We start from the raw sequence: 12421 nt of genomic DNA on the forward strand, positions 1-12421 counted from the left end.
CATGGCAGAGATCATCGGAGTGATCGAGCGACTCTGGCGCTACCCCGTGAAATCCACCGGCGGCGAGCGGCTCGACTCCGTCGAGGTGGACGAGCGCGGCCTGGCCGGCGACCGCCTCTACGCCGTCCGCGACGCGGCCGGGCGGCTCGGCTCGGGCAAGAACACCCGCCGCTTCCGCCGGATGGACGGACTGCTCCGCCTCTCCGCCCGGCTCGGCCACCGGATCGACGGGCCCGAGCTGTTCGACCCGCTCGGCCGCCCGGTCGACCGGCCGAACGCCTTTCTGCGCGCCTACCTCCAGCGCGCGGACGTCGAACTCGCCCGCGAGGACGCCGTTTCGCACTTCGACCAGCGGCCGGTCAGCGTGCTCAGCACCGCCACCCTGGACTGGGTCCGCGAGGCCGTCCCCTTCGCCGTGATCGACGAGCGCCGGTTCCGCCCCAACATCGTGCTGCGCACCCCGCCGGGCACCCCGCCGTTCGTCGAGGACGCCTGGCTCGGCCGCCGGGCGTCCGGCGAGGCCCCCGGCAGCGCCCGGCTCTCCTTCGTCGCCTCCAGCGAGCGCTGCGCGATGACCGGCGCCCCGCAGCCCGGGCTGCCGCACGCGCCCGAGATCCTGAAGGCCGTGGTGCACGCCCACGACGGCCGGCTCGACGCCCTCGCCGAGGTCGCCGCCCCGGGCCGGCTGCGGGTCGGCGACCGGCTGGTGCTGGACTGAGCGCCCTCCGCGCGAGCGGCCGACCGCCCGTCACCTCGTCGGCGGCGACGGGGACTTGACCGGCCGACGGGGTCAGGCCCCGTGGCGGCGGACCAGGCAGAAGAAGTGCCCGGCCGGGTCGGCGTAGATCCGCCACCGGACGGCGTCGGACATCCGGACGGCGCCGAGCGCGAGCACCTGCCGCTCGGCGTCGTCGAGGTCCGCCACCTCGACGTCCAGGTGCGCCTGCTGCGGGCGCTCCGGGTCGTCCCAGCGCGGCGGCCGGTGGTCGGCGACGCGGTGGAAGCAGAGCACCGAGCCGTCGTCGAGGTGCAGCGTGGACCAGTGCGGGCCCAGCGTCCAGCGCCGGTCCGGGCGGTCCACCTCGCCGCCGAGCACGCCGGCGTAGAAGCGGGCCAGCGCCGCCGGATCCGGGCAGTCGAGCACCAGGCACTGCAGCTTGCCGATCACGGCCCTCCTCAGGGGGTGTTGACGTCGCCCCCGGATTCTGCCGCCTCCGCCGCCGGGACGGCCACCGCCCGCAGGTAGGCGTCGACGAAGATCTCGACGGCCTCGTCCACCGGGGGCGTCCCGGCGCCGCCCAGGGCGGCCTCCAGCACCGGCCGCATCAGGACGTGGTTGAGCAGCGGGCCGAGCAGCAGCTGGACCAGCACCGGGGTGGGCAGCGGGCGCAACCGGCCGGCCCGCACGTGCGGCAGCAGCAGCCGGTCGAGGCTGTCGAGCACCCGCGGCAGGGTGCCGGCCATCACCCTGGCGGCGGGGCCGTCCGGGCGGCCGAACAGGTCGGCGAAGACGGCCGGGACGATCCGCGGCTCGTGCGCGAAGGCCGCGAGGAAGGCGGCGTGCAGCGCCCGGACGGTGTCCTCCAGCCGCTCCGGCGGGTCGGCCGCGAGGGCCTCCAGGCCCGGCAGCGCGGAGTGCCGTGCGAAGACGGCGGAGAGCAGGCCGTCCCGCCCCTCGAAGACGGTGTGCAGGCTGGGCAGCGAGCAGTCGGCCCGGTCCGCCACCGCGTCCAGGGTGACCCCTGCCAGGCCGCGCTCGGCCACCAGCAGCGCGGCCGCCTCGATCGCCCGCTCGCGTACCGGCGGCCGTCCGCCCGGATCCACCCCCGACTCGCGGACCGCTTCGTCCAGCGCCGCCCGCGAGCCGCCGAGCCGGCGCAGCAGCGTGCTGCGGGAGATCCCGGCCGTCGCGGCGATCGCCGTGAGCGGGACGTCGGCGACGTCCTGGCCCCGTTCCTTCGCGGCCGCGAGGGCGGCCGCCACCAGGTCCTTCATGTGGAGCATCGTACTACTTGACACCTGAGACGGTTCCAGAGAGTCTGTATATGCAAGTTCCACACGGACGGTAATCGATCGAACACCGAAGGGGGAGGGTCATGAGCGTCGTGATCTCCGGCGGCGGGCCGGCCGGAATGATGCTGGGCCTGTTGCTGGCGCGCGCCGGCGTCGAGGTGACCGTGCTGGAGAAGCACGGGGACTTCCTGCGGGACTTCCGCGGCGACACCGTCCACGCCTCCACCGTGCGGCTGATGGACGAGCTCGGCCTCGGCCGGAAGTTCGCCGCCCTGCCGCAGAGCCGCCTCGGCAACCTGGTCGTGCGGGTGCCCGGCGCCGCACCCGTCGCGCTGAGCGCCCACGAACGGCTGAGGCCCCCGTACAACTACGTCGCGATGATCCCCCAGTGGGACCTGCTGAACTTCCTGGCCACGGAGGCCCGGCAGGAGCCCACCTTCACCCTGCGGATGAACACCGAGGCCACCGGCCTGCTCCGGGACGGCAACCGGGTGACCGGAGTCCGGTACCGCACCCGGGACGGCGAGGAGGGCGAGCTGCGCGCCGACCTCACCGTCGCCGCCGACGGCCGGCACTCCACCCTGCGCCGGGCCGCCGGGCTGGTGCCCGAGGAGTTCCCGGTGCCCTTCGACACCTGGTGGTTCCGGCTGCCCCGGCACGCCCACGAGCGGTCCGCCCCGCCCGACGTCGTCCCCGGCTTCGGACGCGGCGACATGGCGCTGAGCCTCACCCGGGACGACTACTTCCAGATCGCCTACTTCCGGACCAAGGGCGCCGACCCGCTGCTGCGCGCCGAGGGCATCGAACGGTTCCGCGCCCGGATCGCCGAACTGCTGCCCCGGTACGCCGACCGGGTCGACCGACTGGCCGGTCTGGACGACGTCCACCTGCTCGACGTCCGGCTCGACCGGCTGCACCGCTGGTACGCCGACGGGCTGCTGCTGATCGGCGACGCCGCCCACGCGATGTCCCCGGCCGGCGGAGTGGGCATCAACCTCGCCGTCCAGGACGCCGTCGCGGCCGCCACCCTGCTCGCCGAACCGCTGCGCCACGGCCGCCCGACCACCGCCGCGCTCGCCCGGGTGCAGCGGCGCCGGTGGCGGCCGACGGTGATCACGCAGCGGATGCAGCGGGTCCTGCACGGCGTCATGTTCGAGCCGGTGCTCAGCGGCCGCCGGGTCGGCCCGCCGCGGCGGCTGGTGCTGCTGGCCCGCTTCGCCCCCGGCTTCCGGCAGCTGGTCTCCCGCCTGATCGCGCTGGGCCCGCTCCCCGAGCACGCCCCGGCCTTCGCCCGCCGCGACGCCTGATTCCCACCCGTTCGGGCGGGCGGCCCACGGGGAACGACCGTTGGCATGACGATCCCTCACCGCTCGACCGGCACCGGCGACCACCACGTCCTGGTCCTGCACGACTGGTTCGGCACCAGCGCGGGCTGGGGCCCGTTCCTCGACTACCTCGACGGCGACGCCTTCAGCTACGCCTTCCTCGACTACCGCGGCTACGGCCAGCGCAAGGACGTCCCCGGCGCGTACACGCTCGCCGAGATCGCCTCCGACGCGCTCGCCCTGGCCGACCAGCTCGGGTGGGACCGCTTCTCCCTCGTGGGCCACTCGATGGGCGGCAAGGCGGCCCAGCAGGTGCTCGCCGAGGCACCGCTGCGGGTGCGCAAGCTGGTCGGCCTGGCACCGGTGCCGGCCGGCGCGTACCCGCTGGACGAGGCCGGGGAGGCGCTCTTCTACGGCGCCGCCGAGGACCGGGAGAAGCGCCTCGCCATCCTGGACCTGGTCACCGGCCGGCGGGCCGGCCGGGTCTGGCTCGACCGCATGGTCGACCAGTCGCTGCGGCTGTCCACCCGCGAGGCCTTCGGCGGCTACGTCCGCGACTGGGCGACGGCCGACCTGGAGCGCCGGATCAGCGGCAACCCGGTGCCGGTCAAGGTGATCGTCGGCGAGCACGACCTCGCCCTCACCGCCGAGGTGATGCGCGGCACCTTCCTCAGCCACTACCCCCACGCCGAACTGGAGGAACTCGGCGGCTGCGGGCACTACCCGATGTACGAGGCCCCGGTGGCCCTGGCGGTGTCACTGGAGGGCTTCCTGCACGACTGAGGCCGCCCCGGCCGGGGCTTCCGGGCGGCGGTGGGGGTCAGACGCCGAGCCCACGGACGAGCAGGTCCACCAGGGCGAAGAAGAACAGCGAGATCCCCACGAAGCTGTTGGTCTGGAAGAACGCCCGGTTGAGCTTCGACAGGTCGTTCGGCTTCACGATGGTGTGCTCGTAGACGAACGCGCCCGCGACGACCACCAGGCCGATCCAGAACGCCGGTCCGGCGTCCGTGCGGAGCGCGAACCAGCCCAGCAGGAGCGTCGTCAGGAGGTGGCAGACCCGTGCGCCCCGGATGGCCGCGGGTACGCCGTAGCGCGCGGGCACCGAACGCACGCCGTTCTCGCGGTCGGACTCGACGTCCTGGCAGGCGTAGATCAGGTCGAAGCCGCCGATCCAGATGCCGACCGCGACGCCCAGCACGACCGCGTCCCAGGACCAACTGCCCGTCACCGCGAGCCAGGCGCCGACCGGCCCCATCGCCTGGGCCAGGCCCAGGATCGCCTGCGGGAAGTTCGTGAACCGCTTGCCGTACGGGTAGACCACCATCGGCACCACGGCGACCGGCGCGAGCGCCAGGCAGAGCGGGTTGAGCATCGCGGCCGCGCCGAGGAAGACCACCAGGGCGACGGCCGAGCCGACGTACGCGGTCTTCAGCGACACCGCGCCGGTGACCAGTTCGCGGCCGGCGGTGCGCGGGTTGCGGGCGTCGATCTCGCGGTCGATGATCCGGTTGGCCGCCATCGCGAAGGTGCGCAGCCCGACCATGCAGACGGTGACGACGAACAGCTCGCCCCAGTGCACCCGCCCGTCGGCGAGGAACATGGCCGTCAGCGCGGCGATGTACGCGAAGGGCAGGGCGAAGATCGAGTGCTCGATCATCACCAGGCGCAGGAAGGCCTTCGTACGCCCGGGGGTCTCGACCGCAGCGGTGCTCACAGCCCGTACTCCTTCCAGCGACGCGAGACCAGTGCGGCCGTCGCGGGGTCCGAGGACACCATCTCCGGCCAGCCGCCGTCCCGGGTGTAGCCCTCCTCGGGCAGCTTGCGGGTCGCGTCGATGCCGGCCTTGCCGCCCCAGAACTGCTGGTACGAGGCGTGGTCCAGGTGGTCCACCGGGCCTTCGACCACGGTGAGGTCGCGGCTGTAGTCGACGTTGCCGAAGGCTCGCCAGGCGACTTCCTGGTAGTCGTGCACGTCGCAGTCGGAGTCCACCACGATGATCAGCTTGGTCAGCGACATCATGTGCGCGCCCCAGATCGCGTGCATCGTCTTCTGGGCGTGCTTGGGGTACTTCTTGTCGATCGAGACGATCACGCAGTTGTGGAAGCCGCCGGCCTCGGGCAGGTCGTAGTCGACGATGTCCGGGATGATGATCTTCAACAGCGGCAGGAAGAACCGCTCGGTGAACTTGCCCAGCGGGCCGTCCTCCGTCGGCGGGCGGCCGACCACGATGGACTGGAGGATCGGGCGGCGGCGCATCGTCACGCAGTCGATCTTCAGCGCCGGGAACGGCTCCTGCGGGGTGTAGAAGCCGGTGTGGTCGCCGAACGGGCCCTCGGGCAGCATCTCGCCGGGCTCCAGCCAGCCCTCCAGCACGACCTCCGCGTCGGCCGGGACCTGGAGCGGCACGGTCTTGCAGTCGACCATCCGGACCCGCTCCCCGGCGATGAAGCCGGCGAAGAGGTACTCGTCGATGTCCCCGGGCAGCGGCGCGGTGGCCGCGTAGGTGACGGCCGGCGGGCAGCCGAAGGCGATCGCGACCGGGAGGCGCTCCCCGCGGCGCTCGGCCACCGCGTAGTGGTTGCGGCTGTCCTTGTGGATCTGCCAGTGCATGCCGATGGTGCGGCGGTCGTGCCGCTGGAGGCGGTAGAGGCCCAGGTTGCGGATGCCGGTGTCCGGGTCCTTGGTGTGGGTCAGGCCCAGGTTGAAGAAGGAGCCGCCGTCCAGCGGCCAGGTGAAGAGGGCGGGCAGCTCGTCCAGGTCGACGTCGTCACCGGTGAGCACGACCTCCTGCACCGGGGCGTCGCCGGACTTCACGTACCGGGGCGGGACGTGCGCCATCGAGGCGAGCTTGCCGAAGGCGTCCCGGAAGCCGGTGAAGCCCTGCGGCAGCTCCGGCTTGAGCAGGCCGGCGATCTTCTCGGAGATGTCCTCCGGGCCCTTGAGGCCGAGCGACTTGGCCAGCCGCCGTTCGGTGCCGAAGACGTTCATGGCCAGCGGCATCGACGAGCCCTTGACGTTCTCGAAGAGCAGCGCCGGGCCCTTGGCCTTCTGCACCCGGTCGACGATCTCGCCGATCTCCAGGTGCGGGTCCACCTCCGCCTTGATGCGCCTGAGGTCGCCCTCGCGGTCGAGGGCGCGGAGAAACGAGCGGAGATCGTCGTATGCCATGCCTGTCAGTATCCGCCACCCGATAGCCTGGCTGGGTCAAGGGCCCCTGGAAGGCGCCCGTCACCGTCGTCGCCCGGGGGGAGATCCCAGCCGTGCCGAGGATTCTTCTGACCATCATCCTTCCGCTCGCGCTCTGGGTCTGGGCGTTCGTGGACTGCCTGACCACGCCCGAGGACGAGGTGAAGCACCTGCCCAAGGTGGTCTGGGTGCTGATCGTGCTGCTCTTCCCGCCGCTGGGCCCGATCGCCTGGCTGATCGCCGGCAAGCAGCGCGGCTTCCTGCGGGCCGGGTCCGCCGGGGCGGCCGACCCGGGGTACCCGGCCGACGACCGTCCGGGCCGCCCGGCCCCGCGCGGCGGGCGCCCGCTGGCGCCGGACGACGACCCCGAGTTCCTCGCCTCGTTGAAGAGGAGCGACAAAGACCACGAGGACATGCTCAAGCAGTGGGAGGCCGACCTGCGCCGCCGCGAGCGGGAGCTGCGCGACCGCGACGAGCCCGAGGACGGCAGGAAGAGCTGATCGGAGCGGGTCCGCCCGCTCGCTCGGACAGCCCACCCCCACCGTGCGGGGTGGGCTTCGGTGTTTTTGGCGCTTCTCTACGATTGCTCAATCCCTCAGCCGGTCGGCGAACCCCCGGCCACCGGGCCGGAGTGGACCTTGAACGCCACCCGAGAGGACCGACCCACACTGCCGGGAGACAGCCCTGACCTGCGCTTTTCTTCATGTTCAGATCATCGGACCATCATCTGTTCGACAACCCCCGGTATCCGAGCGAACACCGAGCGCTCGGTGATCGAGCCGTCCGCTTCTGTACAGGCCTGACAGCTAAACGAACCCGACCTTGTACGGAATCGACGCCGAAACCAGCGCACGGCCCCTCGTACAGTCATAAGTGAAGAAAGTGATTCGCAGCCGGGGGCACAGCAGACGTTGGCTGTCGGACAGTTCCCTCACCCTTGGAGTGGTTCGAGATGACGGTTGTGCATGAGGCGCCGGTCGACGGCGAGGTCCCGGAGGTCCCGGCCGACGCCCGTGGGCGGGTCGCCGAGCTGCACGAGCTCCGCGAGAAGGTCCGCCGCGGCCCCAGCGACAAGGCCACCGAGGCCCAGCACGCCAAGGGCAAGCTGACCGCCCGCGAGCGCATCGAGCTGCTGCTGGACGAGGGCTCCTTCCAGGAGGTCGAGCCGTTCCGCCGGCACCGCGCCCAGGGCTTCGGCCTGGAGGCCAAGAAGCCGCACACCGACGGCGTGATCGTCGGCTGGGGCACCGTCCACGGGCGCACCGTCTTCACGTACGCGCACGACTTCCGGATCTTCGGCGGCGCGCTGGGCGAGGCCCACGCGCAGAAGATCCACAAGATCATGGACATGGCCATCGCGGCCGGCGCCCCGCTGGTCTCGCTGAACGACGGCGCCGGCGCCCGCATCCAGGAGGGCGTCACCGCCCTGGCCGGGTACGGCGGCATCTTCCAGCGCAACACCAAGGCCTCCGGCGTCATCCCGCAGATCTCGGTGATGCTCGGCCCGTGCGCCGGCGGCGCCGCGTACTCCCCCGCGCTGACCGACTTCGTCTTCATGGTCCGCGAGACCTCGCAGATGTTCATCACCGGCCCGGACGTGGTCCAGGCGGTGACCGGCGAGAAGATCACCCAGAACGGCCTCGGCGGTGCGGACGTGCACGCCGGCGTCTCCGGTGTCGCCCACTTCGTCTACGACGACGAGCAGTCCTGCATCGAGGAGGTCCGCTACCTCCTGTCGCTGCTGCCGCAGAACAACCGCGAGATGCCGCCGTCCGTGATGAGCGAGGACCCGGTCGAGCGGCGCAACGACAGCCTGCTGGACCTGGTGCCCGCCGACGGCAACCGCCCGTACGACATGCGCAAGGTGATCGAGGAGATCGTCGACCACGGCGAGTACCTGGAGGTCCACGAGCGCTGGGCCACCAACGTGCTCTGCGTGCTCGCCCGGATCGACGGCCACGTCATCGGCATCATCGCCAACCAGCCGCAGTCGCTGGCCGGCGTGCTGGACATCGACGCGAGCGAGAAGGCCGCCCGCTTCGTCCAGATGTGCGACGCCTTCAACATCCCGCTGGTCACCCTCCTCGACGTCCCCGGCTTCCTGCCCGGTGTCGACCAGGAGCACGGCGGCATCATCCGGCACGGCGCCAAGCTGCTCTACGCGTACTGCAACGCCACCGTGCCGCGCATCTCGCTGATCCTGCGCAAGGCCTACGGCGGCGCCTACATCGTGATGGACTCCCGCTCGATCGGCGCCGACCTGTCCTACGCCTGGCCGACCAACGAGATCGCCGTGATGGGCGCCGAGGGCGCGGCCAACGTCATCTTCCGGCGCGAGATCAACGCCGCCGAGGACCCGGACGCCATGCGCGCCCAGAAGATCAAGGAGTACAAGAGCGAGCTGATGCACCCGTACTACGCGGCCGAGCGCGGCCTCGTGGACGACGTCATCGACCCGGCCGAGACCCGTCAGGTGATCTCCGCCGCCCTCGCCATGCTCCGCACCAAGCACGCCGACCTGCCCAGCCGCAAGCACGGCAACCCGCCGATGTAGCGGCGCGCACCAGCGCACCCGCTCCACAGCAGCAGCCCGTACCGGGCGCCCACTCAGACCACAGCCACCGGGGGAGAAACCAGGACATGACCGCTTCCGCCGAACCCCTCGTCCGCATCGTCCGCGGCACCCTCACCGACGAGGAACTCGCCGCCCTGACCGCCGTCCTCGCCGCGCGCGCCGCCGCCGCGCAGCAGGCCGCCACCGCCGCGCCGATGGAGCCGATCGCCAACTGGCAGCGCCTGGAGCGCCGCCCGGCGTACCACTCGCCGTTCAGCTGGCAGCAGGCGGCCTGACCGCCCGAGCCGACGGCCGGTCACCCGAACGGGGTGACCGGCCGTCGGGCGTTCTCCGGGCCGCGCCGGCCGGGCCCGCCCGGTCGACCGGGGCCGGAAGGGTCCGCGGAGGGCTCGGTAGGATACCTACTGGACGGTATGCGTCCGCCGCCCCGTCCGCCCCCATAGGATCGGCCGCTGCCGAGACCAGAACTTTCCAGGGAGGCTGCGATGGCCAGGCAGGCCCGCGCGCTGGCGACCCGCCAGGCGGTACTCGTCGCGGCGGCCGAGGTGTTCGACGAGCGGGGCTACGCCGCCGCCACGATGTCCGAGATCCTGGACCGGGCCGGCGTCACCAAGGGCGCGCTGTACTTCCACTTCCACTCCAAGGAGGACCTGGCGCTCGCCGTCATCGAGGGCCAGGGCGCCTGGATCTCCGGCTGGGCACCGGCCTCGGACAGCCCGGTGCAGAACCTGATCGACCTCGGGTACGCCTTCGCCCGCGCGCTCCAGACCGACCCGCTGGTGCGCGGCAGCATCCGGCTGACGATCGAGCACGGCAGCTTCACCCAGCCGCAGATCGCGGCCTACCAGGGCTGGATGGACACGGTCGGCGCGCTGCTGGAGCGCGCCCGGGAGGCCGGCGACCTCCACCCGGGGGTCGACCTGACCGCGGCCTCCGGGGTGATCACCGGAGCCGTCACCGGCATCCAGCTGAGCTCCCAGGTGCTGGCCGACCGGCAGGACCTGATCCAGCGGATGTCCGACCTCTGGACGCTGCTGCTGCCCGGCCTGGTCCAGCCGCACGCGCTCGCCCGGCTGAGCGTCGCCGAGCGCACCTGAGCCGTCGGGCGCATCCCGCCCGTCCGGCGTACCCGGGCCACCGGGCGGAATCGGACCGCCGGGCAGAGCCGCGACCGCGCCGGATCAGACCCGGTAGCCCGCCCGGAGCTCCGCCGCCACCAGGGCCGGCAGCGCGGCCGTCCAGAGCCGGCTGACCGTCTCCGGCCCGGGCCGGCCGGTCTCCTCGCCCCCGAGCAGCACCTGGCCCGCCGCCACCGCGGTGAGCAGTTCGGCGGCGGCCCGCCGGTCCACCCCGGGGCCCAGCTCGCCGGCCTCGGCGGCACGGTCCAGCAGCCGGTGGACGACGGCGGTGAGGCTGCGCCAGGCGAGGTCGGCGGGCACCGGGACGGGCCGGCCGGGCGTGCCGTCCGGGCCCTCCTCGGCGCCGGCCCGGCGCCGGCCCTGCTGGACGAGCCGGACGCCGGCCCGCACCACCACGTCCTCCCGCAGCATCCGGGCCAGCTCGTGGGAGAAGTCGATCAGACCCTGGAGCGCCGGCCCGTCGGCCCGCAGCGCGCGCAGCGCGGCCGAGCCGACCTCCCGCCCGGAGGCGCGCCGCACCCCGTCGGCGAGGGCCTGCTTGGAGACGAAGTGGAAGTAGAGGGCTCCCTTGCTCACCCCGGCCCGACGGCTGATGTCGACCAGGCTGGCGGCCTCGAAGCCCACCCGCGCGAAGGTCTCCGCGGCCGCGAGCAGTACGGCCTGCCGGGTCCGCCCAGCCCGTTCCTGCTTGACCACTGGCCCCCTCCGGACTCGACCGGGCGCGATTCCCGCCCCACCCGGCTGCTGTCGGCACGCCCCTGCGGGGGCGGCGCCCGCCTGCGGACGGTCGGTTCCGAAACCGCATGGTTGGTATCTAATCTAGCGCCTGCTTCGCCCCCGCCGTCCAGAGGGGACGGCCCCCCACCGATGGTCGGGGGTCCGCCGAGCGGGCATTCCCCCAGCGCACGGGGCAGGTAGCGTGGCCGTACCGGAGAGTCCGGCCCGGGCACCCCCGGTCGGCCAAGACAAACCGGGTGGTATGTATGTTTTGCTCGGACGGCCATGGCGGCCGCTCCGACCGACACCCTGAGGCGGGGGCCAGTCATGCCATCGATCGTAGAGCCGGACCCGCGCGGCCCGTACGCCCACCCCGGCCCGGGCAGCGGTGGCGGCCTCGACTTCCACGACGGCCCCGCGACCGGCTACGACTTCCACGACCGGACCGTCTCCCGGCACCTGGTGCACCGCGCCTCGGTCTCCGAGGTGTTCCTCACCGGCTGGCGGGCCACCGGCCCGTACGGCTTCCTGCTCGGCGCCCAGTGGCCCCGGCTGCACGGCTTCTACCGGCTCCCGGGGGACCGCTACCACGACCCGGTGCTGCTCGCCGAAACGATCCGGCAGACCGGGCTGCTGATCGGCCACGCCGGTTTCGGGGTGCCGCGCGGCCACCACTTCGTGATGGAGGACCTCTCCTACGCGCTCGACGGATCCGGCCTGCCGGGCCTGGCCGTCACCACCGGCCCCGCCTCGCTGATGCTGACCGTCGACTGCGAGGACGTCCGGATGCGGCACGGCGAGCTGGTCTCGCTGCGGGTGTGCGTCGGCGTCACCCGGGACGGCCGCCCGATCGGCCGGGGCACCGGCCGGCTGCGGGTGGTCTCCCCCGCCTCGTACGCCCGGCTGCGCGGCCCCGCACGGCGCACCGCCGCGCCCCGGCCGCCGGCGCCCGCCGCACCCGAACTGGTCGGCCGCGCCCAGCCCGCCGACGTGGTGCTCAGCCCGACCCTCGCACCGGACACCTGGCTGCTGCGCGCCGACGCCACCCACCCGGTGCTGTTCGACCACGAGCTGGACCACGTGCCCGGGATGCTGGTGCTGGAGGCCGCCCGGCAGGCCGCCCAGCGGCTGCGCCACCCCGAGCCGGTGGTGCCGGTCGAGCTGGTGACCTCCTTCGAGAGGTACATCGAGCTGGACCGGCCCTGCCTCGTCCGCGCGGTCCCCGAACCCGCCGTCGGACCGGCCACCGGACCGATCGGCGCGCGGGCCACGGCGGGCGGCCGGCGGGCGGTACGGGTCCAGCTGGTCCAGGACGGCCTGACGGCGGCCGAGTGCCTGCTGCTCACCGCGCCGCTGGACGGGCCGGCCGAGAGCCCGGCGGTGCCGGCCCCGCGGGACGCCTGCGACGGCCGCCCCACCGCGCCGGGCCTCGGCGGCACCCCGCTGCCGCTGGCGAGCTGACC

At 73.2% G+C, this 12421-nt stretch carries 13 protein-coding genes; 8 read left to right on the plus strand and 5 right to left on the minus strand.

Annotated elements, in window-relative coordinates:
• Position 1 precedes the first annotated feature (1 nt).
• Positions 2 to 718, plus strand: coding sequence for an MOSC domain-containing protein (locus ACZ7RU_RS07845; RefSeq protein WP_470339991.1), 717 nt, complete (start codon positions 2 to 4; stop codon positions 716 to 718).
• 72 nt (positions 719 to 790) lie between these two features.
• Here the strand turns inward: ACZ7RU_RS07845 and ACZ7RU_RS07850 are convergent, their stop codons facing one another.
• Positions 791 to 1168 (minus strand): VOC family protein, encoded by a 378-nt coding sequence (locus ACZ7RU_RS07850; RefSeq protein WP_470339992.1) that lies wholly within the window; start codon positions 1166 to 1168, stop codon positions 791 to 793.
• 8 nt (positions 1169 to 1176) lie between these two features.
• Positions 1177 to 1995, minus strand: a complete 819-nt coding sequence (locus tag ACZ7RU_RS07855; protein WP_470339993.1) for a TetR/AcrR family transcriptional regulator — start codon at positions 1993 to 1995, stop codon at positions 1177 to 1179.
• A gap of 101 nt (positions 1996 to 2096) precedes the next feature.
• On the opposite strand from ACZ7RU_RS07855, the gene ACZ7RU_RS07860 reads away from it, so the two are divergent.
• Both ACZ7RU_RS07860 and ACZ7RU_RS07865 read left to right on the plus strand, forming a co-directional pair.
• Positions 2097 to 3320, plus strand: a complete 1224-nt coding sequence (locus tag ACZ7RU_RS07860) for an FAD-dependent oxidoreductase (protein WP_470339994.1) — start codon at positions 2097 to 2099, stop codon at positions 3318 to 3320.
• A 45-nt stretch (positions 3321 to 3365) separates the two neighbouring features.
• On the plus strand, positions 3366 to 4121 hold the full coding sequence (locus ACZ7RU_RS07865; RefSeq protein WP_470339995.1) for an alpha/beta fold hydrolase: 756 nt from the start codon (positions 3366 to 3368) through the stop codon (positions 4119 to 4121).
• Between the two features lie 37 nt (positions 4122 to 4158).
• Here the strand turns inward: ACZ7RU_RS07865 and mqnP are convergent, their stop codons facing one another.
• Together mqnP and ACZ7RU_RS07875 are read right to left on the minus strand one after the other, a co-directional pair.
• Positions 4159 to 5055 (minus strand): menaquinone biosynthesis prenyltransferase MqnP, encoded by an 897-nt coding sequence (gene mqnP, locus ACZ7RU_RS07870; protein WP_470339996.1) that lies wholly within the window; start codon positions 5053 to 5055, stop codon positions 4159 to 4161.
• Positions 5052 to 6509: a menaquinone biosynthesis decarboxylase gene (locus ACZ7RU_RS07875; protein WP_470339997.1), complete on the minus strand. Its 1458-nt coding sequence runs from the start codon at positions 6507 to 6509 to the stop codon at positions 5052 to 5054. Before ACZ7RU_RS07875 ends, mqnP begins: the two co-directional genes overlap by 4 nt.
• A 92-nt stretch (positions 6510 to 6601) precedes the next feature.
• Here ACZ7RU_RS07875 and ACZ7RU_RS07880 point away from each other — a divergent pair, with 92 nt between their 5' ends.
• The 4 genes from ACZ7RU_RS07880 to ACZ7RU_RS07895 all read left to right on the plus strand — a co-directional run bounded on the left by ACZ7RU_RS07880 (position 6602) and on the right by ACZ7RU_RS07895 (position 10199).
• The gene (locus ACZ7RU_RS07880) at positions 6602 to 7027 is read left to right on the plus strand and encodes a PLD nuclease N-terminal domain-containing protein (RefSeq protein ID WP_470339998.1); all 426 of its coding nucleotides are present in this window, start codon (positions 6602 to 6604) and stop codon (positions 7025 to 7027) included.
• A 452-nt stretch (positions 7028 to 7479) separates the two neighbouring features.
• Positions 7480 to 9081: an acyl-CoA carboxylase subunit beta gene (locus ACZ7RU_RS07885; RefSeq protein WP_470339999.1), complete on the plus strand. Its 1602-nt coding sequence runs from the start codon at positions 7480 to 7482 to the stop codon at positions 9079 to 9081.
• Between the two features lie 86 nt (positions 9082 to 9167).
• On the plus strand, positions 9168 to 9377 hold the full coding sequence (locus ACZ7RU_RS07890; RefSeq protein ID WP_470340000.1) for an acyl-CoA carboxylase epsilon subunit: 210 nt from the start codon (positions 9168 to 9170) through the stop codon (positions 9375 to 9377).
• A gap of 210 nt (positions 9378 to 9587) precedes the next feature.
• Complete coding sequence (locus ACZ7RU_RS07895; protein ID WP_470340001.1) at positions 9588 to 10199, plus strand: ScbR family autoregulator-binding transcription factor; 612 nt, start codon at positions 9588 to 9590, stop codon at positions 10197 to 10199.
• An 84-nt stretch (positions 10200 to 10283) separates the two neighbouring features.
• Here ACZ7RU_RS07895 and ACZ7RU_RS07900 read toward each other — a convergent pair whose 3' ends face one another.
• Positions 10284 to 10937, minus strand: a complete 654-nt coding sequence (locus ACZ7RU_RS07900; RefSeq protein ID WP_470340002.1) for a ScbR family autoregulator-binding transcription factor — start codon at positions 10935 to 10937, stop codon at positions 10284 to 10286.
• Between the two features lie 348 nt (positions 10938 to 11285).
• On the opposite strand from ACZ7RU_RS07900, the gene ACZ7RU_RS07905 reads away from it, so the two are divergent.
• Complete coding sequence (locus ACZ7RU_RS07905; RefSeq protein WP_470340003.1) at positions 11286 to 12419, plus strand: ScbA/BarX family gamma-butyrolactone biosynthesis protein; 1134 nt, start codon at positions 11286 to 11288, stop codon at positions 12417 to 12419.
• The last annotated feature ends 2 nt before the right edge of the window (positions 12420 to 12421 follow it).

The sequence above is a fragment of the Kitasatospora sp. NPDC114501 genome (genome assembly GCF_055633695.1).

Bases quoted from the DNA above. Each gene is read 5' to 3' on its own strand.
- ACZ7RU_RS07890 (WP_470340000.1), top strand. From the start codon at position 9,168: ATGACCGCTTCCGCCGAACCCCTCGTCCGCATCGTCCGCGGCACCCTC.
- ACZ7RU_RS07845 (WP_470339991.1), top strand. From the start codon at position 2: ATGGCAGAGATCATCGGAGTGATCGAGCGACTCTGGCGCTACCCCGTG.
- ACZ7RU_RS07865 (WP_470339995.1), top strand. From the start codon at position 3,366: ATGACGATCCCTCACCGCTCGACCGGCACCGGCGACCACCACGTCCTG.
- ACZ7RU_RS07860 (WP_470339994.1), top strand. From the start codon at position 2,097: ATGAGCGTCGTGATCTCCGGCGGCGGGCCGGCCGGAATGATGCTGGGC.
- ACZ7RU_RS07875 (WP_470339997.1), bottom strand. From the start codon at position 6,509: ATGGCATACGACGATCTCCGCTCGTTTCTCCGCGCCCTCGACCGCGAG.
- ACZ7RU_RS07895 (WP_470340001.1), top strand. From the start codon at position 9,588: ATGGCCAGGCAGGCCCGCGCGCTGGCGACCCGCCAGGCGGTACTCGTC.
- ACZ7RU_RS07855 (WP_470339993.1), bottom strand. From the start codon at position 1,995: ATGAAGGACCTGGTGGCGGCCGCCCTCGCGGCCGCGAAGGAACGGGGC.
- ACZ7RU_RS07905 (WP_470340003.1), top strand. From the start codon at position 11,286: ATGCCATCGATCGTAGAGCCGGACCCGCGCGGCCCGTACGCCCACCCC.
- ACZ7RU_RS07885 (WP_470339999.1), top strand. From the start codon at position 7,480: ATGACGGTTGTGCATGAGGCGCCGGTCGACGGCGAGGTCCCGGAGGTC.